At 43.2% G+C, this 21,093-nt stretch carries 16 protein-coding genes; 9 read left to right on the forward strand and 7 right to left on the reverse strand.

The features are described from left to right. Window positions 1-5: 5 nt before the first annotated feature. A complete protein-coding gene (locus O3Q51_11010; protein ID MCZ4409345.1) occupies window positions 6-953 on the reverse strand; it encodes a T9SS type A sorting domain-containing protein in 948 nt (315 codons plus the stop codon). A gap of 556 nt (window positions 954-1,509) precedes the next feature. Here O3Q51_11010 and rpmH point away from each other — a divergent pair. Continuing rightward, a complete protein-coding gene (gene rpmH, locus O3Q51_11015) occupies window positions 1,510-1,668 on the forward strand; it encodes a 50S ribosomal protein L34 (GenBank protein ID MCZ4409346.1) in 159 nt (52 codons plus the stop codon). Window positions 1,669-1,709: 41 nt separating this feature from the next. Here the strand turns inward: rpmH and O3Q51_11020 are convergent, their stop codons facing one another. Continuing rightward, the gene (locus O3Q51_11020; protein MCZ4409347.1) at window positions 1,710-2,588 is read right to left on the reverse strand and encodes an alpha/beta hydrolase; all 879 of its coding nucleotides are present in this window, start codon (window positions 2,586-2,588) and stop codon (window positions 1,710-1,712) included. 131 nt (window positions 2,589-2,719) lie between these two features. Between O3Q51_11020 and carB the strand changes: the two genes are divergently transcribed. Genes carB through O3Q51_11050 form a run of 6 tightly spaced genes read left to right on the forward strand, consistent with a single transcriptional unit; the run spans window position 2,720 to window position 11,527 of the window. After that, window positions 2,720-5,536, forward strand: coding sequence for a carbamoyl-phosphate synthase large subunit (gene carB, locus O3Q51_11025; GenBank protein ID MCZ4409348.1), 2,817 nt, complete (start codon window positions 2,720-2,722; stop codon window positions 5,534-5,536). A 26-nt stretch (window positions 5,537-5,562) separates the two neighbouring features. After that, window positions 5,563-5,796 (forward strand): hypothetical protein, encoded by a 234-nt coding sequence (locus O3Q51_11030; protein MCZ4409349.1) that lies wholly within the window; start codon window positions 5,563-5,565, stop codon window positions 5,794-5,796. 2 nt (window positions 5,797-5,798) lie between these two features. After that, window positions 5,799-8,501, forward strand: a complete 2,703-nt coding sequence (locus O3Q51_11035; GenBank protein ID MCZ4409350.1) for a hypothetical protein — start codon at window positions 5,799-5,801, stop codon at window positions 8,499-8,501. Between the two features lie 2 nt (window positions 8,502-8,503). Then, a complete protein-coding gene (locus O3Q51_11040) occupies window positions 8,504-9,034 on the forward strand; it encodes a methyltransferase (protein MCZ4409351.1) in 531 nt (176 codons plus the stop codon). Beyond that, entirely contained in the window at window positions 9,035-10,294 is a 1,260-nt protein-coding gene (locus tag O3Q51_11045) for a glycosyltransferase family 4 protein (protein MCZ4409352.1), read from the forward strand. Between the two features lie 12 nt (window positions 10,295-10,306). After that, window positions 10,307-11,527 carry a glycosyltransferase family 4 protein gene (locus O3Q51_11050; protein ID MCZ4409353.1) on the forward strand — a complete coding sequence of 407 codons (1,221 nt, stop codon included), beginning with the start codon at window positions 10,307-10,309 and terminating at the stop codon, window positions 11,525-11,527. On the opposite strand, the gene O3Q51_11055 is transcribed toward O3Q51_11050, so the two are convergent. After that, window positions 11,524-13,014 carry an oligosaccharide flippase family protein gene (locus tag O3Q51_11055; GenBank protein MCZ4409354.1) on the reverse strand — a complete coding sequence of 497 codons (1,491 nt, stop codon included), beginning with the start codon at window positions 13,012-13,014 and terminating at the stop codon, window positions 11,524-11,526. The genes O3Q51_11050 and O3Q51_11055 overlap by 4 nt on opposite strands. A gap of 180 nt (window positions 13,015-13,194) precedes the next feature. Here O3Q51_11055 and O3Q51_11060 point away from each other — a divergent pair, with 180 nt between their 5' ends. Beyond that, a complete protein-coding gene (locus O3Q51_11060; GenBank protein MCZ4409355.1) occupies window positions 13,195-16,230 on the forward strand; it encodes a gliding motility-associated C-terminal domain-containing protein in 3,036 nt (1,011 codons plus the stop codon). A gap of 2 nt (window positions 16,231-16,232) precedes the next feature. Here the strand turns inward: O3Q51_11060 and O3Q51_11065 are convergent, their stop codons facing one another. Together O3Q51_11065 and rlmH are read right to left on the reverse strand one after the other, a co-directional pair. Beyond that, a complete protein-coding gene (locus O3Q51_11065) occupies window positions 16,233-17,909 on the reverse strand; it encodes a T9SS type A sorting domain-containing protein (GenBank protein ID MCZ4409356.1) in 1,677 nt (558 codons plus the stop codon). A gap of 69 nt (window positions 17,910-17,978) precedes the next feature. Next, window positions 17,979-18,452 (reverse strand): 23S rRNA (pseudouridine(1915)-N(3))-methyltransferase RlmH, encoded by a 474-nt coding sequence (gene rlmH, locus O3Q51_11070; protein MCZ4409357.1) that lies wholly within the window; start codon window positions 18,450-18,452, stop codon window positions 17,979-17,981. Between the two features lie 94 nt (window positions 18,453-18,546). Here rlmH and O3Q51_11075 point away from each other — a divergent pair, with 94 nt between their 5' ends. Then, a complete protein-coding gene (locus O3Q51_11075) occupies window positions 18,547-18,936 on the forward strand; it encodes a DUF4783 domain-containing protein (protein MCZ4409358.1) in 390 nt (129 codons plus the stop codon). On the opposite strand, the gene O3Q51_11080 is transcribed toward O3Q51_11075, so the two are convergent. Together O3Q51_11080 and O3Q51_11085 are read right to left on the reverse strand one after the other, a co-directional pair. Continuing rightward, entirely contained in the window at window positions 18,933-20,084 is a 1,152-nt protein-coding gene (locus tag O3Q51_11080; GenBank protein MCZ4409359.1) for a glycosyltransferase, read from the reverse strand. The genes O3Q51_11075 and O3Q51_11080 overlap by 4 nt on opposite strands. Before the next feature lie 73 nt (window positions 20,085-20,157). Beyond that, window positions 20,158-21,090, reverse strand: coding sequence for a glucosaminidase domain-containing protein (locus tag O3Q51_11085; protein ID MCZ4409360.1), 933 nt, complete (start codon window positions 21,088-21,090; stop codon window positions 20,158-20,160). Window positions 21,091-21,093 lie beyond the last annotated feature (3 nt).

A 21,093-nucleotide genomic window follows, 5' to 3' on the forward strand; every position in this document is an offset into this window, starting at 1 on the left:
GGTATTTAATTTTCTACCACGAAACGCTTTGTTATTCTGTGATGCATTGAGTAAATAGTTGAGAAGTACAGTCCGGAAGGTAAGTCTATTGATAACTTAACTCTTTTCCTCCCATTTAACATTTGGCTTTCCAACAATACACCGCTCGGTGAATGTATTTCTAACTTTATCATCGGTGTTTCTTGCTCTATATAGATCACATCGATACATGGATTTGGGTAGACTGAAACCTCAAATCTATATTGATTACGAACTGAATTCGTAAAGTCACATCCATCAGGAGACGTTGTCAAGCAGAAATCATCAAAATAATAGTATGGAGTTATTTCCCCGGTTTGTTCACCACCTATTCTGAGCGTATCCGTGAGGCTATCCTCGTAGAAATTACCGAAAGTTACAAATTGATAAGCTTCGTCTGCAATAAATTGATAGGACATTTCCACCCAATTGACCGTATCTTCCACTATCTCGATTTCATTGAAGTTTGCGAAATTAGGAGTTGGGCCTTGTTCTTCCGGGTTCAAATTATTGTCAACTAAGAATAGTGCTCCTATATTATTTGATGCGGCATTGAAAGTATTGGATTGATGAGCTCGAGACACATAAAAGGTTAAAAAATACTCTTGGCCAATAACTAAAGGTTTCATCAATTCAACTCCAAAATATTCCCGAACATTAGGTAAATTCTTACTAAATGTAGCAAGCCCCAAATACCCTTCACCCGTTCTCGGTTCTTGATATCCCAAGTCGTTATCCCACCCAAGCCCGGAGCTACAGCTATTGAAGTAGTCGGGAGATCCACGAAAAGATTGCCAAGTTGGCAACCAAGTTTCAATATCCCCAAAATTTGAAGGGCACTCAAGGTAGTTTTCGGCACTACCATCGGGTATCAAGTTCTGCCCAAAAAGGGCAATCGATAAAAGGATAAAAGAAAGCGTAAAAAAGCGTTTCATGGTTGATTAAAAATTGATTAAGGCCCGACTTCGCGCAGGCAAACGCATTTATTTCAGACCACGCTGTAATGAGACATGGTGCGAGAAGCTCCTTGAACTTGTCGGTCTGATAGTTGTACCTTTACTACTTCATATATGCCTCCATTTGTTTAATCGCTAATGGGTGTATTTGATTGGCCCGGGGTCTCCACACCTCGGGCCTTTTATTTCTATGTGGGGTCGGGTATCATCGTATTTTGGTTAGTGCTTTTCTGAGTACTTCGTTTAAAGTTTGCGAAAAGAATCGAGTAAAAAAAGACAACCCATTGAATTATTCTTTCAAGGGAGGGGTAAATAGCTGCTTATTAGCCCGCTGAAATTCACAGTGATTTGTTAAGTCAAATCGCAGCATGAATTTAGTGGAAAGAGCCTGCTATTTTCGCTAAATTAGAACTCATCTGGGAGCTCGATACTCTGTTCGCAATACTATTTTCAACTTTCGTTTTGCAGTAAGCACAAAAAGACTATTTTTGCAGTCCGTTTTAAAAACGGGATAGAATTTTGAACTTCGATTGCCATGAAAAGAACATTCCAACCTTCGAACAGAAAGCGCCGCAACAAGCACGGTTTTCGCACACGTATGGCTTCTGCAAACGGCCGTAAGGTATTAGCTGCGCGCCGCAGAAAAGGACGTAAGCGTCTTACTGTTTCTGACGAGAAGCTTCACAAGCGTTAATAACCTTTCGCTCCAAACATATTTTTTTTCCGCCATTGCATTTATTGCAGTGGCGGTTTTTTTGTTTCCATGCCTTTCGGCAATTGCATCAACCCTTCTTTCTGAATTAGAGCGGCATTGGCGCCCGTCATAATAATATGTCCAGAGCGCAATGAGTGGATCTTTATCTCAGGATTTGCCTTTCTGAATTTCCGCGCATTCTTCTCTGGAATGATTTTGTCGTAAAGACCGAAGAAGAGATCTGCAGTGATGCCATGCTCTCGCATGCCCGTTCCGAGTTTCTCAAAGTCGGGCTCAATTTTTCTCAAGAATGTCCAAACAGAATAGACCTGTACTTGGCTTTCGCGGGTTTTGATTTGCGATTTAACGAAGTCGCGTAGCTTGGTGCTGATAAGTTTTGTTTTGTGCAGAACTTTCAGAATCCAATAGAAGGGTGCATTGAATTTGATAAATTGCCGAAAGGCCACACGGCCAATGGCGTAATGACTCAAGAGAGCGTACCAGCGATTGACGATCAATCCGTCGGGAGCAAAGAGGTAGAGAGCGTCAATGCGTTGTGGCAATACCTCGGCAATGCACATGCAGATTCGACCGCCCAAGCTGTAACCCATCAGCGAAGCGCTAGGCAGGTTTTCGCGAAGCAGAAAAGCTTCGATTAATCCTTTCAGCTCCTCTTTTGAAAGCGGTTTTCCATCAGGCGATCGGGAGCCGATATCACTTTTTCCATGAAAGAAAATATCGAATGAATAGACTGTGAACTCCTCGTGAAACGGACGAGTAAAGCGAATGAAGTCGGTATAGGTTCGCCCGAAACCGTGGAAGGCGAGAAGCGGTTGGTTGCCCTCTCCCCAAATAGCATAGTTGAGGCGTAATTCACCATGTGTAAATAACTTCTCTTGAACTGTTGGTTTGTATTCCACTTCGGAAGGAAAAAATCAATTACTTTCGCGTCCTAAATGAAGCAAAATTTAGGCACATCGACGTATTCTGTTCGCCCAATTGAAGCTTTTTTCCCATACTTTTCCTCTTCACCTTCCTCAAAAACACTGTTATGCCTAGAGATAGAAGCATTCGATCCGTATTAATAATCGGTAGCGGCCCCATAGTAATTGGCCAAGCCTGTGAGTTTGATTACTCAGGTTCTCAAGCATCGCGCTCCTTGCGCGAAGAAGGTATTGAAGTGACTCTGATCAACTCCAATCCTGCCACCATCATGACCGATTCGGTTGTGGCTGATAATATTTACTTAAAGCCGCTGGAACCCGAATCGATTGAAGAGATTCTCCAAAAGCACAATATCGATGCTGTACTCCCTACCATGGGTGGGCAAACAGCTCTTAATCTTGCCATAAAATGCGATGAGCTAGGCCTTTGGGAGCGCTTTGGGGTGAAGATGATCGGAGTTGATATCAACGCCATCGACGTGACGGAGAACCGAGAGGCGTTTAGAAAATTGATGGAATCCATTGATATTCCAATGGCTCCTCAGGCCACTGCCAATTCATTTTTGGAAGGAAAGGAGATTGCACAAAAATTCGGTTTTCCGCTTTGTATTCGCTCGAGTTACACTTTGGGTGGGGCCGGAGCGGGAATCGTTCATGAGCAGAAAGACTTTGATAACCTCTTAACGAGGGGGCTTCATGTTTCTCCAATTCATGAGGTGATGATTGACAAGGCTCTGCTCGGTTGGAAGGAGTTTGAGCTGGAGCTTTTGCGCGATGACAATGACAATGTTGTTATTATTTGCTCGGTAGAAAACATGGATCCCATGGGAATCCACACGGGAGACAGCATCACCGTGGCACCTGCAATGACGCTCAGCGATAGAACCTATCAGCGCATGCGTGATATGGCTTTTAAAATGATGCGCTCAATAGGGAATTTTGCCGGAGGCTGTAATGTACAGTTTGCCGTAAGCCCGGATGAAAAAGAAGACATCATCGCTATTGAAATCAACCCGCGTGTATCGAGGTCTTCGGCATTGGCATCAAAGGCTACGGGATACCCGATTGCTAAGATTGCCGCCAAGTTGGCCATCGGTTACCACTTGGATGAATTGAAAAATCAGATTACCAAAACCACTTCGGCTTTCTTTGAGCCTACACTCGATTATGTGATCGTAAAGATTCCTCGTTGGAATTTCGACAAGTTCAAAGGCTCTGATCGCGAGTTGGGCCTCCAGATGAAGGCAGTAGGAGAGGTGATGGGGATTGGAAGAAGTTTCCAAGAAGCCCTTCAAAAGGCTTGCCAATCGCTGGAGATCAAACGAAACGGCTTGGGCGCAGATGGTCGTGAATTGAAAGACCAAGATAAGATTCTGCACAGTTTGGAGCACCCGAGTTGGAACAGACTATTCCATATCTACGATGCCATTAAGCTGGGTATACCGTTTAAGACCATCCATGAAAAGACTAGAATTGACTACTGGTTCTTGAAGCAAATTGAGGATTTGATCCTGCTGGAGGACAAGATTGAAGACCATACGCTGGATTCGCTTCCGCGGGAATTGCTTTTCGAAGCCAAGCAAAAAGGTTATGCCGACCGTCAGGTGGCTCACCTCTTGCGCTGCTTGGAAAGTGAAGTTTTTTCGAAGCGACACGATATGGGCATCAATCGGGTGTACAAAATTGTAGATACCTGCGCCGCAGAGTTTGAAGCGAAGACACCGTATTTCTACAGCACCTTTGAAGACGAAAACGAATCGGAAGTAAGCGACCGTAAAAAAATTGTAGTGCTTGGTTCGGGCCCAAACCGCATCGGTCAGGGAATAGAATTTGACTACTGCTGTGTGCATGGAGTCTTGGCTGCAAAAGAATGCGGTTACGAGACCATCATGATTAATTGTAACCCCGAGACGGTTTCTACTGATTTTGATACGGCCGATAAGCTCTACTTCGAGCCTGTATTCTGGGAGCACATCTACGACATCATTCTTCACGAAAAGCCGGAAGGAGTAATCGTACAATTGGGGGGACAGACCGCACTGAAATTGGCTGAAAAGCTGAGTCGCTACGGCATTAAGGTCATCGGAACCAGCTACGAGGCTTTAGATCTGGCCGAAGATCGCGGAAGCTTCTCAACCCTTTTGAAAGAGCACAATGTTCCTTATCCTGAGTTTGGCGTGGTTGACAATGCCGAGCAATCTTTGGAATTGGCAGATGACCTTGGATTTCCTTTGCTGGTAAGGCCTTCTTATGTCCTTGGAGGACAGCAAATGAAAATCGTCATCAACAAAGAAGAGCTGGAGACGCATGTGGTGAATATCCTTCGCGACATGCCCGACAATAAAATTCTACTTGACCACTTTTTAAGTGGGGCAATCGAAGCTGAGGCCGATGCGATTTGTGATGGTGAGAATGTGTATATCATCGGAGTAATGCAGCATATTGAGCCTGCAGGGATTCACTCGGGAGATTCATACGCCGTATTGCCGCCTTACAATTTGGGTGATTTGATCATCGAGCAAATCGAAACCATCACGAAGAAAATAGCTATTGCTTTGCGCACCGTTGGATTGATCAATATCCAATTTGCCATCAAAGACGATGTGGTATATGTGATTGAGGCCAACCCTCGTGCTTCACGAACGGTACCATTCATCGCGAAAGCTTATGGTGAGCCTTACGTGAAATATGCCACCATGGTGATGCTGGGCGAAAAGAAGGTGACTGATTTTGACTTCAAGCCAAACAAGAGCGGTTATGCGATTAAGATTCCGGTATTCTCTTTCGAGAAATTCCCGAATGTGAATAAGGAGCTCGGCCCTGAGATGAAATCCACCGGCGAGGCGATTCAATTTATTGACACGCTGATGGATCCATTTTTTAGAAAAATCTACAGTGAGCGAAACCTCTACCTCAGCCGCTAAAGGAATCTCTATATCTTTGAATCGACATGAGATTGCTCCTGATCATTTTGGCTATTTACATTGCTGTCCGACTTTTAGGAAGACTGCTCATGCCTTTTATGAATAAAAATACTTCCTCGAGAGGTTCAGGATCTGCGCAAAGCAGACAGGATAACCGAAGAGAAGGAGACGTAACCATAGAGTATACCGACAAGAACAAAAAGAACAGAAAAGGAGATTCCGGAGAGGGAGATTACGTCGATTTTGAAGAACTGGATTAATTATGAAACACCCATTAGTAAAGCGATTTCTGCCCCACCTTATAGCTGTACTTTCTTTTCTAGCCATAAGCGCAGTATACTTTTATCCTGCTTTTGACGGGAATAAGCTGAACCAGAGTGATCAGACCACTTTTCGTGGGATGGCTCAAGAAATCGTTGAGTACCGAAGAATGTACGGAGAGGACCCTCTTTGGACCAATTCGATGTTTGGCGGAATGCCAGCCTATCAGATTTCGGTGGATCATTCAAACGACATCATATCCATCATTGATGATGTGGTGACACTTGGCCTTCCCAGGCCTGCAAACTACCTTTTTCTCTACTTGTTGGGTTTTTATATCCTCATGATTTCTCTGCGGGTCAAACCTGCTATGGCTGCCGTTGGAGCGGTAGCCTTCGCCTTTTCAAGCTATTACTTCATCATTTTAGAAGCAGGTCACAATACAAAGGCGCATGCCATCGGCTATATGGCTCCTATCCTTGCGGGAATTATTTGGGCCTATCGAGGAAAGTTCCTGTTCGGTGGAGCAGTAGCTGCGCTTTTCTTGGCTTTGGAGATTGACGCCAATCACGTACAAATCACCTATTATCTTGGTTTTCTAGTCCTCTTTATGGTGCTTGTTTTTGCCTTTCGGGCTTTCCGACAACAAAAGATCAATGAATTTATCAAAGCCTCAGTTGTACTTCTGATTGCGGCAGTGCTGGGCGTCGCGGCCAATCTCAACAATCTGTGGCCTACATACGAGTACGGCGAATATTCGATTAGGGGAGCCACTGATCTTACCATCACTCCCGATGGAAGTTCAAACGAAGCCAATACCACCGAAGGTTTGGACCGCGATTACGTGACTCAATGGAGCTATGGTATAAAAGAAAGCTTGACCATTTTGGTTCCCAACTTAATGGGTGGAGAATCAGGAGCGTTGATCGATCAAAATACGCAGAAGGAGAATCCTCAACTGTATCGAGAAATAGCTCAAGGCTATCAAGCGACTCAGGTATTTCCAAACTCTTATTGGGGCGATCAACCTTTCACCAGCGGCCCGGTTTACTTTGGAGCTACAGTGTTTTTACTCTTTATCTTAGGCTTGGCTTTTGTCAAGAATAGATTGAAATGGGCTCTATTGGTTACCGTGATGCTCACTATTGCATTGGCCTGGGGAAAGAACTTCATGGGACTCACCGACTTTTTTCTCGATTTCGTACCCGGTTACAATAAGTTCCGAGCAGTCACCATAATTCTGTCGATTGCAGGATTGGCATTTCCCATTTTGGGTTTCATTTTTCTACGCCAACTTTGGATGAAGCCTCAAATGATTGCTGATAAGCCAAAACTCTTTTTTGGAGTGGCAGGTGGATTAGCCCTTGTTTTACTTGCTTTTGTGGTAGCACCTCAGGCATTCTTTAATTTCTTAAGCACTCAGGAAAATGAGATTTTCAGTGGTCTATCACAAGGTGACGGTGCTGCAGCAGTTTTGCAATACGTTTCAGCATTGCAAGAAGCTCGGGCAGATCTTCTTGTTGCTGATGCCATGCGATCTTTAATATTCGTGCTCCTCACAGGTGGAGTGGTTTGGCTATTTGCCAAAGGAAGAGTGAATGAAAAGATTTTGATCGTCTCATTAGCTGTTCTGATCATTGGTGATTTATGGCCTGTATCGAAGAGGTATGTGAACAATGAAAAAGAGAAAGGGCGTTATGTGCAATGGCAACCTGCTGAAGCTACTGCTGCTGCTGCATATCCCGTTGCCGCCGCTGATTCTTACATTTTGCAACGTGAGGTGGAAATGAACCCGCGAGTAGGTGATGCTGTCAATAGCGCTGTGACGGAATACCGAGATGAGGCCAAAAAGGATGTTTCACGAAGGGCCAGTCAGGAAGAGATCGACAATGTAAAATTTGCGGCCCTTCGATTCAGTACAGATTACCGCGTGTTGAACCTAAACGGCCCTTTTCTTGAATCCAGGACTTCCTACTTCCACAGTTCTATTGGTGGATACCATGGGGCAAAATTGAAAAGAGTACAGGAGCTTTATGATTTCCATATCGCCAGAGAGATTGCTTCTTTGGGTGCCGTGCTGCAGGGTGCCCCTGACATGAACTCTGTGGATAGAGCCATAGAATTAATGGATGTCACCAATATGCTCAACACGAAGTACATCGTCTATAATCCCGAAGCTCCACCTTTTGAAAATGAATATGCTTTTGGCCCGGCTTGGTTTGTAGAGTACATACAAGTAGCTGAAAGTGCAGACGAAGAAATTCTTGCACTGGATGAGCTCGAACTGCGATCTGAGGGAGTCGTTCACAGCGATTTCAATGAAATGGTGAAAGACTTCAACTTCCAAGAATCGGCTGATGCCATCATAGCTGTTGAAGCGCATTTGCCGAATTACATCAGCTACATTTACGATTCGCCTGTTCCGCAAGCTGTAGTCTTTTCGGAGATTTATTACCCTGAAGGCTGGAATGCCTATTTGGATGGCGAAAAGGTAGATTACTTCCGCGCCAATTATGCCCTACGTGGGATGCTCGTGCCTGATGGAAGTCACAAGATCGAATTCAAATTTGAACCTAAAAGCTATGCGCAGGCATCAACGATTAGTACCGGCGCAGGATTGATTGTTTTCTTCTTCTTTTTGTTTGCCCTTTATCGCCACTTTAAGGCGCCTGAAAAAGATGTTTACGAAGACCTAATGAGCTAATTATGCAAAAACGGATAGATAGTACCATCAAGTTCCTTAATGATACAATTGGACCCAATAAGCGAATCCTTGATTTGGGAGTGCCTAATTCTCTTGGTGAAGCCATGAAGAAGGCGGGTTATGAAGTAATCAATACGGGAGGCGAAGATTTGGACGTTGATTTCGAGAAATACCTCAAAATGGATGTGGATTGCGTAACAGCTTTTGAGATTTTTGAGCACATGCTGGCCCCCTTTAATATTCTTCGTTTGCTGGAGGTGCCTAATCTTGTGGCCTCAATTCCGCTTAAGCTCTGGTTTGCTTCGGCTTATTGGAGCGAAACTGATCCTTGGGACAGACACTACCACGAGTTTGAGCCGAAGCAATTTGATATGCTGATGGAACGGTCGGGATGGGAAATTAAGGATTCGGCCAAATGGAAGAATCCCGAAAAAAAGAAGTTGGGAATCAGACCCATCCTGAGGAATATCACCGACAGGTATTACATTGTTCACTGTCAGCGTCAGAGCGGTTATACTGTCCCCTCAAAGTAGGTGAAAAACTTACTGATAATAACTTATTATTGGCCACCTGCAGGTGGTGCGGGCGTTCAGCGTTGGTTGAAGTTCAGTAAGTACCTGCCTGAGTTTGGGTGGCACCCCATTATTCTTACCGTCGATCCCGATCAAGCTTCATACCCTCAACGGGATGAGTCCTTGCTGAAGGAAGTAGGGGATGAGGTAGAAGTTTTCAGAACCAAGTCTTTTGAGCCTTTGCAGCTTTACGCAAAAGCGGCAGGAAAGGAAAGAGTGCCATACGGAGGATTCAGCAATGAGAAATCAAATTCTTCATTTTCTCGATTTTTAAGGGGTAATTTTTTCATTCCCGATGCGCGCCGTGGCTGGAATCGCTTTGCTATTGCTAAGGCCAAAGAGATTATTTCAAGTCGGGAGATTGATTGTGTCATCACAACAGGCCCACCTCAATCTACTCATTTGATTGGCCTCAGCTTGAAGCGCCAACTGGGCATAAAATGGGGTGTGGATCTCCGCGATCCATGGACGGACATCTATTACAACGAGAAAATGCTTCGAACCCAATGGGCTGAAAATCGCGATGCCAAGCTCGAGAAGCAAACTTTGCAAGAGGCCGATTTTTGCATCACCGTGAGCAATGGATTTGTGGAGTTGTTTAAGCAAAAAGTGGATAGAGCCTATCATGTGGTTACGAATGGATTTGACGAGCAAGACCTCGTGAATGTTGTTCCACGAAAGTCGGCAGAGTCGAAGAAGCTGATTATTTCCTACACCGGAACGATGTCAGACATATACGAGCCTGATGTTTTTTTTGAAGCATTGGCGAGATATGGAGGATCTTTTGAACTCAGAATTGCCGGTAGTATTTCAGAAGGAGTTCAAAAGAAAATTGATGATTGCGGTATTTCGGAAAGCGTAAACTACCTGGGATACCTTTCTCACGCCGATGCACTAAAAGAAATGAGCAATGCAGATTTGCTGCTGCTTATCTCGCCCATGGTAAAGAATTCAAAAGGTATTATTCCGGGGAAGCTGTTTGAGTATTTGGCCTTTCATAAACCCATCGTAGCAATTGCTGATAATGAAGGTGGCGACATTGAGCGTATTCTAAAGCAAACAGGGGCCGGAGAAGTATTTAGCAGAACCAATAACGGTGGAATACTCAAATGGATCAATACATTGGGTTCCACGTCGATTGCAAATAACTCTGAAATGATCCAAAAGTATCATCGACGAAATCTGACCAAACAACTCGTCGAACAACTGAACAAAATTTAAACCTGATTCCGAATGCTAGAAGGTTCCCGAATACTGATGTTGCTTGATGCTCCTTATCCTAAGGACATTCGATTAGAAAAAGAAATATCTGCGCTGATAGATGCGGGTGCAAACGTAACACTTGTTTGCTACCGCAAAGAAGGTGAGCCGCGTCGTGAAAAAGTAGATGGCTGCAATGTTGTGAGAACAGCCGAGGTAATTACAAATTCAAAGAAAGGCTGGGTGGATATTTGGAATTCCATCAGTTTTATCAACCGACCTATTAAAAAGGTTTTGGATTCTCTTGAAGTTGAATTCGACGTTGTACATGGTCACGACTTACCAATAGTTAATACGGCATTGCAGTTTGCTCGAGAAAGAGGTATTAAGTGCGTGTTTGACGTGCATGAGAACTACCCTGAAGCATTAAAGGTTTGGTTCGGCTGGCGCCGCAACCACTTAATCAGGCTCAAGAATCAAATGTTTTTCAATTATTCTCGCTGGATTGAGCGCGAGCGTGAAATGGTTCAAGCTTGCGATGCGGTTATTGCCGTAGTAGATGAAATGAAAACTCGTTTATGCGAGATACACGATATTTCAACTGATAAGGTGACCGTGGTATCGAACACTGAGCCGAAGGACCGGTTTGATACAATTGGTAAAACGGATAATTCAGATTTGAATAGGGTGGTTTATGTGGGTGGTATCGGCCCTCATCGAGGACTCGATACGGCCATCAAGGCCATGCCTGAAATGCTCAAGTACAGCGATGATTTTCGATTGCAGATTGTGGGAGCTGGAAATAGTGATACGATTGGTTTTCTGAAGCAATTGGTTGCAGAAAGGAAGTTAGAAAATTACGTCGAGTTCACGGGTCACGTCCCACTGGAGAAGGCTCTGGGATATATGCGCGGAGCATATCTTAATATTATTCCCCACCATGCTAATGAGCATACGAACAACACTATCCCCCACAAGCTTTTTCAAATAATGAACTCTGGATTCCCTTTGATGGTTTCATCTTGTTTGCCGCTAAAGAGAATTGTTGAGGATCATAAGGCAGGCTTAGTCTTCGAGGCAGGAGATAGCACGAGTTTTGCTGAGCAAATGGCTTGGTCTTTAAAAAATCAAGAACAAATAGCCCGGTTTACCATCAATGCCCGCGACGCCGTTCAAAACAAAGGGCTCAATTGGGAAAATGACGCGGGAAGACTTGTTGCACTTTATTCAAGATTAATTGGGAGGTCCAGCTAAAGTTCTTGAACGATTTTCTTTATTCCTCCTTTGCTGAAGAGCAGTTTCCATAGTTTTGTTAATCGATTTCTTTCGCTGGTGGAAGTTCCGAAACGGTATAGTAAGAGAAGGTAGGCCGCTATGATCAGGCTTTTCAAGAAAATACGAATGAGAAGATCCAAGTCATTAAGCGGTATAGAAAGCGCAATGAACGCAGCGCAACTCAGAATAATCAAGGCAATTCTCATTAGTTCATAATTGATGGGCATCAACCGTTTGGCCCAACGGTATGAAGCTATAGTCATTATGCAATAGCTCAACCCCGTAGCAGCAACTGCTCCGTACATTCCGTAGTCAGCAACTAGCAGGAAGTTTAAGCCAATATTTGCGAAAACCCCGAGCAAAGTGACCTGAGCGTGGTATCTCGTTTTTTTGGTTAGCAAAAAAATATAAGCGAGATAATTATTTAAGGCCTTGAAAATAAACAGAAATGCAATGAAAGGGACTAAGATGGCTGCAAGCCAATAGGCCTTTTCTCCACTGCTAAATACCTTTGTGAGCTCGAAACCAAAAACAGAAACGACCAAAGTGAGGATAACAATAAGTGCCACATAGATGCTCAAGGTTTTGCTAAAGAAAGGCTTGAAATCGGGATGGCTTAGCTTTTTAAATGCAATAGGAAGGAAGGCGATAGAAAAGCTGGCGATGATTAAGAGATTTGATAAGCTACCGATCTTATAAGCTAAGGTGTAAATACCGACCTCATCAAATTCACCGTAAAACTTTATAATCAACCGATCTGAAATAGTCAGTAAAACGGCGGAAATACTAGTGAAAATGAGCGGCCCGCCATAGCGATACATTTCAATTCCATATTTCTTACTAAAGGAGAGACTTAAATTCCTTATTTGTAAGGGAAGAGTGGAAATCCAAAAAACCAGATTGGAAAAAAGGATTGCCTTTACCGCTCCGTAAACCTTCTCATCCTGATAGACTACGAAGTACCATACAAAGCCAATTAGAGTTGCGAACTTCAGTAAGACATAGAAAAAATACGCGACAGACTTTTCCTTTAGCCTCAGTAATTGGAGCGGAAGCAAGCCCAATACTTCGAAAGCAATCGAGAAAATGAGGAGCTTGAAATGAAGTTGATAATATGAGTTATCAAATATTAGCGTACTCAGTTGTTCCTTAAAAGGAAGAGCTACTCCTACGAATAGGAGGCTAAACAACATCAGCGAGCTTAGCGCTGTAAAGTAAAGTCTACGAAGCTCTTTATCAGATAGGTCATTGCTCCCGAAACGAAGAAATGCCGAAGGAATTTGCAATGAAATGACACCAACGAAAAATTGGGCGAAAACTTCTAGAATGGCCAATTCTCCGAATTCAGTTGTGCTGAGTGATCTGGTATAAAGCGGTAAAAGAATAACTCCCGCAGCTTTGATGGACAGATTACTAAGTCCATAGATTACTGTTTGCTTGAGAGTATTGCGAAAATCTTTTATCATGTTTAGTTTTAACGGCCTCTTCGGTGATTTTTCACCCTTGGTAGAGTCGTCAATTTTAAGGCTCTTTCAAGAATTTCATTGAATTTGTCAGCACTAAATTTACGAAGGCAAAGAAAATGACCACATACATTGGTTTACTCTTGGGTTGCCAGCGAACAATCGGGTTAGGCATTTTGGTGCATGGATAGTAGGGGTAATCATGATTTGAATAAGGACTTTTTCTTCACTGTAAATAAAGTCGTATTTTGTGAACTTTCGATGGTGATGGGCGATCCTAAAAAAATACTCTTTCTTTTAATTACCTCTTTGTTTTTCATTGAGTCTTTTTCTCAATGTGATGAATCTTCTCAGATTGTAACGTATACTTCTGATGGAAATAACACTTTAAGTTCTTCCATTCGTGAAGATGACGGTTTTTCAGTTTGTGGTAGCATCAGTGAAAGTGGTGAAACCGACTATGTGCTCTATCAATTCCAAGATGAACTTAGCCCGATTAATGCAATTAGAATCAGCAGTGATTTTAATGATACAGGCGGACCGATAGTTCACACAAAACTGACCAATGGCAACTACGTTCTGGCAGGATATAGTCTCATAGGTAGTCAAAGGCATCTCAAAATAGTCTGTTTTGATCAGAACAACGTTTTGTGGCAAAAAAGACTGGCCGGCAGTCCTGAATCTCCTCGGGCGATTCACGCCCTGGACAATGGTGGAGCATTGTTGGTGGGTACTTCCCACACACAATCCAACGGATCTTCTGATGCGTTCGCGATAGAATTTGATCAAAACGGAAATGTCATTTGGAAGAAAGGATTCGGTAGTACTGATAATGAGCACTTTTACGGTGCACTAACTTCTTTTGATGATTTGCATCTGGTGGTGGGGAATAACGCGACTTTTTCAGGAACCCATCGACCTATTGTAGCTACCATTGATAACACAGGTAGTCTCGTTGATTACAATTTATATACAGGGGCAGGTTTGTCACTTTTCAGTACGGTCGTGCGCTACGATGGACACTATTATACGGGAGGATATGTTCAATCCGGTAATAGAGCCGGAATTATTGTCAAGCTTGATCAAAGTTTTGAAGTTATTTGGTCTCGAAGAGTAGAAATTGGAGGCTTTAACAATAACTATGTTTCAGGCATTGGTGTTGATGAGAACGGTTCCCTTTTTGTTTCAGCGCTCAATGAAGGAGCAAATTCAAAACTTCATTACCTAAGAGTCGATCCGAGTACGGGAGACTTAATTTCTGCTGTGACCGGCACTAATGATATTCCTTCAAATGAAGTCAGTGTTATTGGGGGGTATCAAATCTCAAATCCTGATGAAGGCATGTTGTCTGTTTCAAATGTTTCCAGCTCGGGAGATTTCATTATTGCGAGAACTAATGAATGCCTGACGAACAGCGATTGTCTTGAGAATGCAGAGGTGTCTTTATTGAATTATAACCTGACGAGAATAGATTATTCACCTGGCGAACGAATATTACAGGAGGTATTTGATATTGTTGAGTTTGAAGTTTCTACTGCTGACTTGCCCATCGCTTCGGCGTGCGATTTCGTTTGTGCGGGTGATTTATCTGTTCCCGACGTTTCCGGCTGTGTGAATGAACCGATTGAAATGACATTCAACTTGGAAAATGATGAATCAGAAATTCAATCCTACTTCTGGGAGTTTGACGATGGATCTTCATCCAATGCTGGGGATCTTACTTTGACCTACCCGAATGAAATCACCCAAGACTACACATTGACTATCACTACCGCAAATGGTTGTGTATACTCAGCAAGTGCGGTTTTTACGGTAAGTGCTGCCCCTGAACTTCCCGATATTGAAACGCAAGTCACTCTTTGTGAAGGCGAACAATTCATTCTTGATGCATCGGATTATCCTGAATGGATGATAACAGACTCCGATGGCGATGAGGTTGACGTCTTTACGGGTGAAGAAACGGGAACTTATATCTTCAACTTTTCTTCAGCATGTTCTACTGAACAGATTGATATTTCTATTGATCAAGTTGTAATTTCTGACTTCATCGATTTTGAAGATCAGAGCATTTGCACAGGCAGCGGTATTGTTATAGATATTCCAAATTGGGGGTCGGTTTCAGCAGAATCAGATATACAGATCACTTTAGAAGCTAACGCGCCTGTGACATATGAGGGAGATCCACTAGAATTCAACTTTACGGAAGTAGGAACTTACGTACTGCAGATAGTCGGCTCGATACTAAATTGCCCTATCGATGAAATTGTGGAAATTGAAGTCGTCTCGCCACCCGAATCATTCGTTCAGAATAACTTCAATATTTGTGAAGGCGATGTAATCGACCTCGACTTTTCTGATCTTCCCTTTACCGTCTTAGATTCAGATGGCGATGTGATTACGTCTTTTCAAGTATCTTCCGGTGGCACCTATATATTTACCGGTCAAAACGCGTGTTCCGGTTTTGAAGAGATTGTGATAGTAAACGAAACGGTTATTGATCCGCCTTCTTTTGGAAATTTTGAAGTTCTCTGTCAAGGACAAGACACGATAGCCATCGGCTTTACTTCTAGTGATTATGATTACTTGTGGGAATCCGGCTCCCAAGAGCCAAGTATTCTTGTGATTGAACCGGGACAATATGAAGTTTTGATTACTGACACCACGGGTATATGCAGTGCATCTTTTGTTTTTCAGGTCAATGGTTTTCCATTTTCACCTTCTGAGATATTCGAATTTCCCGCTGTGGATATCTGTCTGGAAGGGCAAACAACCGTCAACTTCCCGCCTCAATTCGGTCCTTACACTTTCTCTGACACCCTTGTAGGTTTGACATACACGGCTACCGAGACAGAGACTCTATCATTCACTTATTCTGATGGATGCTTTATCTATCAGGATAGTCTATTCATTTCAGTTGCTTCCTGCTTGTGTCCTGCATGGGTGCCTAATGTTTTCACTCCCGATGAAGATGGATTGAACGACTTTTTTAAGCCTGTTGTAGATTGTGAGGTATACGATTACCGAATGCTCATTTTTAATCGCTGGGGAAGTGAGATCTTTCAATCTAACAACATAGATGTGCCATGGAGAGGGGAGTCACCAAATTCTGATTTCTATGCCAACACAGGTGTCTATGTTTACATGATCGTATTTAATCAAAAACTTGATGGACTGCAGGTACCTCAAGAATTGACGGGCACCATTACCTTATTGAGATAAGTCTATCTGGCCACTTGAAATTTCTTCACGACTTTTTGTCCTTTCTGGTTTATCTCCAGAAGGTAGAGGCCTTCGTTGAAAGCGGAAACATCAAGCCAATTCTGATTCTCATAAATCCCTGCTTTGACGATTTTCCCCGTAATGTCTGTCACTCGATACTCGGTTCCAATGGGTATCCCGGTTAAATTCAGCTGAGATGCAGCGGGATTTGGGTAGAGCTTTATCTTTTCTCTCTCAAAATCAATCGAGCTTAAAAGACTTGTCACCTGTACGTTCTCACAAAAATTATCACCTCCACACTCATTGTTAATAGCCAGGCATACCATAAAGGTTCCCGTGTTTTGATAGGTATGTACAGGATTTTGCGCTTCGCTGAAACCCCCGTCGTCAAAGTTCCAGATGTAGCTGTAGCCTTCTCCTCCTTCCGCAAAAAATGACACTTGTGCTCCATTTACTTCGAAATCGAAATCACCACTTGGGGCCGGACATCTTTCGATGAAAATAGTGTAGAAAGCACCGCGATTGGTTCCGCCGTCGTCATCGCCCTCGGCGCTTACAACTATGTCAATTGTTCCGTCTCCATTCAGATCTCCTACGGTAGCTATTCGAGCTGCCAAACGATCTTCAGTAGCCAGATCAAAAGTGAAGTTTCCTTCAAATCGATTGATTTTTCTTTCGTTGATCACCCATCCATCCGGGTGCATAAAAAGAATCCAAACCGAGCCGATGTTTGTTCCTCCGTCATCGTCGCCGGGAGCACCTACCGCCAAGTCAATCGTTCCGTTTTCATCCAAATCACCAATGGCTCTCACGCTTGAGCCGAATTCATCGTCCACATTGAGGAATCCACCGAAATCACCTTCAAGACGAGAAATCTTCTGAACTTCTGCTACCGTCTCATTTGCACTTCCGTAAAGAAGATATACCGCACCAAAATTTGTGTCTTGGTCATCGTCTCCCGGAGCTCCGCATATGATATCCATATTTCCGTCTTGGTTCACGTCAGTAATGCTCAATCCACTTCCGAATTGATCTCCTGCCTCGAGGCGTTCGCTCAATAACGGGTGGTCAATATTTATGGTCTCTAGTAGTGCCAATCCTTCTGAAATGTCCACTCCAAATCGATAAATATTTCCCGCAATGTGTTCAGATGTGGCAAAGAGAATACCATCTTCAAAAGCAAGGTATTCGCCCAATCGTACCGATAGGGCTTCTATTTCCGTTGGAAGGAAAAGCTCCTCCAATTGATACGTCCCTGCCTGACTCACAAGTGCGAATAGCTTTCCGCCGTCAATGCCAGGCGCACCTACAATGAGCTCGTTTAAATTGTCTGAATTAATGTCTCCGATATCCACCACGGCAGCGCCAAATTCAGCATCATTGAGCCCATCGAAATAGCTAAAATCTTCAGCGCTAACGAGTAGTTCAGACGACACTGATCCGTCATCGTTCAATTCGATAGTTAAGAATTCACCGTTTTGATTAAAAGGGGCTGCCGCAAATATTCGGTTCTCATCCTGAGATTCCATCACAAAACCGAACCCTCCGTCATTAGATAGGGTGGATTGAAGATTTCCCGCCTCAGCGGAAACCTTTTGGAAATCGGCAACTGTACCTGTTTGTCCGAATAAAATTTGGGCAGAAAAAAAAGCCCCTGTGAAAAGTAGAGCGTGTTTCATGTGCTTGCAGGTTTATAAAACGCGTTCAAGGGGGCTGGGTGCTTTTACGCTGTGGCTAGTAGAAAGTTTCTACGAATTGTGATAAGGTTCGTTATTCAGAATGGTAAAAGCCCGGTAGATTTGCTCAGCCGTGAATAATCGGATCATTTGGTGCGAAAAGGTCATTTTTGAGAAGGCTAATTGCGAAGGAAATTGATCGTAGACCGATTGGTCAAAACCAAATGCACCACCTATGACGAAAACCAACCTCTTCGGGCCTGCATTCATTTTTTTCTGCAGGTATTCTGCAAATCCTTCACTTGTATATTGTTTTCCCTTCTCATCGAGAAGAATCACCATATCAGAGCTGTCCAGTTTCCATAGAAGTGCCTTGGCTTCCTGCCTTTTCCTTTCTTCGGCACCTAGCTTTTTCCATTTCTTTTCTTCGGGGATAAGTACTTCTTCAAAGGGCACATAGCGCTTGATTCTGGCAGTGAAGGTCTTGAAGCCTGTCTCCAAATAACCTTTATCTGTTTGGCCAATGATGGCAAGGGCAATTTTCATGGAACAAAAGTAAGGTGAATGAATGATAGGTTGAATTCTTATATTTGACTCAAGCGGCCCGCTTTTTGCACAGTGCGTGTCGATTTATTCTACCATGAAAAAGCTGTTTTTATTTCTTTTGATCGTAATGTCTTTGGCCACTGCCGTAGGACAAGAAGTCGAAAAAGATGCCATATCAGAAGCCATCAAGGCAGGTGATCCACAAAAAATTGCCTTGTATTTTATGCCTTCTGTAGATCTTACGGTTGAATCGGCTGAAGGGGTATACAGTAAAGATCAGGCGGAAATGATCATTCGGAGGTTTTTTGAAGATCATATACCCAAGGGTTTCGCTCTGAAGCATCAAGGCAAGTCAAAGCTTGATGATTACTACTATATAGGAACCTTGACGACAGAGAAAGGGGAATATAGACTTACCTTCTTTTTAAAGAAGAGTGAAGAAAAATTTCGCATTAAGCAGATGCGAATTGAGAATACACCTTAATGCTTTTTTTGCAAGAGGCGATCGTAAGTTTTCAATTGATCGTCAATGAAGTGCTGTCGACTAAACCTGTTCCTTCCTTCAAAGGCATTTTTTGCTAAGACACTCAATTCTTCTCGATCTACCAATAGCCTTTCCATTGCTGAGCTCAGGTGTTCGACATCGTGATTGGATAATACCAATCCATCCACATTGTTTCTCACAACTTCTTTGCAGCCACGGCTATTGATTGTGATTACGGGGACTCCCATTGAAAGTGACTCCATAAGGTTCACAGGCAATCCTTCACGCTCACTCGGAAAAACATTTAGATCAGCAATTGCCAGGTAATCTTGAACATTTTCTTTCCAGCCAACCCTTACAATGTCCTTGTCTTCCTTAAGTGCTTTTTCAAAGCGCTGTTGCTTTGAGGTAGGGTGTATTCGGTCTTTCTCACCAATAAGTAGGAGTTTGATGTTCTGATGCTTCTTTTTCAATTGAAGAAACGACAAAACCACTTTGTCAAAACCTTTGAAGTGAGTTTGTCTCCCGATGAAGATGAACACAAAATCTTCTTTGCTTACTCCGTTTTCAACGCGAAGCTCCTGCTTGGTCTCTTTGCTGATTTTTTTGGGATCAAAACGATCTAGGTCGCATCCCATCCCGAAAGAGTTCAAAACACTTACTGTAGCTTTTGGAGCTTTTTCTTTGAGGTATTCTTTGTCGTCTTGCGTCAGAACAAACACTTCATCTACCCTTTCTGAACTCCACCTCTCGGCTTGAGAAATGGCATATTTTCGCCAACCTTTGATCAAAGGCGATCCGAGTCCGTGAATAGTACCCGTCGATGCAGGCCAATTGTCCTTTTTTCCCAGCATGGTAGTAAACAAGGCCGCCGAAAAGTGAATATTGATTAAGTCAGGTTTGATTTCCTGTACCAAGTCATTAACCTGCCTCCCTGCTGAAATGTGTTTGAGTGGGGCCAAAGCTCTCGGGAAATCTATATGGTGTACCTCGCATTCAATACCTCTTCGGTAAGCATCGATACGCGCAATATGCTTCCGCGAAGTAGCCAAATGAACTTCATGACCACGAATAATAAGTTCATGGGTCAAATCTTCCAGAAATGTGAAGTAATTGGTAATGGAAGGGATGACAAAGAGGAGTTTCATTTGCGCGAGGTCATAGCAGGTACAAATATAGAAATCCGTTAATGTCTATATCTGATTCGGCTTTGAATGAAAGTTAATTCAGTTTTAACTGATCTCCCGGCTTAATTTGGTAGTTTGGAGGCAGTTCAGAGTGCTTCAAAATCTTTTTGATTTTAACCCCATACTTCTGTGATATACCGCGCAGCGTTTCCCCCTCCTTTACGGTGTGGGTGTCATAATCTCGATTTTTACCTCTTTTAGGTTGTAGATAAATGAGCTGACCCTCTTTGATGGTTTCATTATCCATCAAATCATTGTATTTCTTTATTTGCCATGGGCCCATGTCCATGCGGTTGGCAAATGCCTCGGGAGAGTAATTTGCATCCGCAACCACATATTTTATCCGATTTGAACTCTGCTGAATTTGTAGGCCGTGTTGAATTTCTATGACGATCTCTTCGCTTGCCCCTTTCGTGGTATTCGAGGGTTTGGTTTTAGTATTGCGTTTAGCTTCGAGGTTGTCGTACTGTGCTAGGTTATTTTCTTCAATTAATCTGATCAATAAATCGGGATACTTTGGGTTGGTGGCATATCCCGCTTTTTTTAAACCCTTCGCCCATGACTTGTAATCAGTCACTTTGTAGTCGAACAAAAAGCTGTAGCGGCTTCTTTGAAGAAATACGCTGTGATCGTCGAAGCTCTCTTGAGCGCTCCGGTATTTTCGGAAGCACTCGTTTCGCTTATCATCATCGTGGTAAACTTTTTTTCCCTGCCAGTCGTGGCACTTTATTCCGAAGTGATTATTGGCATCTCGAGCTAATTCGCTATTTCCATCTCCGCTCTCCAATATGGCTTGCGCCAAAGTTATACTCGCGGGAATACCATACTTCTCCATCTGTTCGATTGCCACATCCTTCCATTCCGCGATATATTCAGCACGAGTATTGCGTTTATTGGGATCTCCCTCGGCCATTGCCAAAGTAGAAATCAAGAAGGCCAGTAGAAGAGTAACTTGCTTTCTTAACATGTT

This window comes from Cryomorphaceae bacterium 1068 (genome assembly GCA_027214385.1).
In the GTDB taxonomy this organism is placed as follows: Bacteria; Bacteroidota; Bacteroidia; order Flavobacteriales_D; family Cryomorphaceae; genus JAKVAV01.

What these genes read in the sequence shown, in the direction of transcription:
- O3Q51_11010 (MCZ4409345.1), bottom strand. Translation starts at nt 953, where the DNA reads ATGAAACGCTTTTTTACGCTTTCTTTTATCCTTTTATCGATTGCCCTT.
- rpmH (MCZ4409346.1), top strand. Translation starts at nt 1,510, where the DNA reads ATGAAAAGAACATTCCAACCTTCGAACAGAAAGCGCCGCAACAAGCAC.
- carB (MCZ4409348.1), top strand. Translation starts at nt 2,720, where the DNA reads ATGCCTAGAGATAGAAGCATTCGATCCGTATTAATAATCGGTAGCGGC.
- O3Q51_11030 (MCZ4409349.1), top strand. Translation starts at nt 5,563, where the DNA reads ATGAGATTGCTCCTGATCATTTTGGCTATTTACATTGCTGTCCGACTT.
- O3Q51_11035 (MCZ4409350.1), top strand. Translation starts at nt 5,799, where the DNA reads ATGAAACACCCATTAGTAAAGCGATTTCTGCCCCACCTTATAGCTGTA.
- O3Q51_11040 (MCZ4409351.1), top strand. Translation starts at nt 8,504, where the DNA reads ATGCAAAAACGGATAGATAGTACCATCAAGTTCCTTAATGATACAATT.
- O3Q51_11050 (MCZ4409353.1), top strand. Translation starts at nt 10,307, where the DNA reads ATGCTAGAAGGTTCCCGAATACTGATGTTGCTTGATGCTCCTTATCCT.
- O3Q51_11055 (MCZ4409354.1), bottom strand. Translation starts at nt 13,014, where the DNA reads ATGATAAAAGATTTTCGCAATACTCTCAAGCAAACAGTAATCTATGGA.
- O3Q51_11060 (MCZ4409355.1), top strand. Translation starts at nt 13,195, where the DNA reads ATGGATAGTAGGGGTAATCATGATTTGAATAAGGACTTTTTCTTCACT.
- O3Q51_11065 (MCZ4409356.1), bottom strand. Translation starts at nt 17,909, where the DNA reads ATGAAACACGCTCTACTTTTCACAGGGGCTTTTTTTTCTGCCCAAATT.
- rlmH (MCZ4409357.1), bottom strand. Translation starts at nt 18,452, where the DNA reads ATGAAAATTGCCCTTGCCATCATTGGCCAAACAGATAAAGGTTATTTG.
- O3Q51_11075 (MCZ4409358.1), top strand. Translation starts at nt 18,547, where the DNA reads ATGAAAAAGCTGTTTTTATTTCTTTTGATCGTAATGTCTTTGGCCACT.
- O3Q51_11080 (MCZ4409359.1), bottom strand. Translation starts at nt 20,084, where the DNA reads ATGAAACTCCTCTTTGTCATCCCTTCCATTACCAATTACTTCACATTT.
- O3Q51_11085 (MCZ4409360.1), bottom strand. Translation starts at nt 21,090, where the DNA reads ATGTTAAGAAAGCAAGTTACTCTTCTACTGGCCTTCTTGATTTCTACT.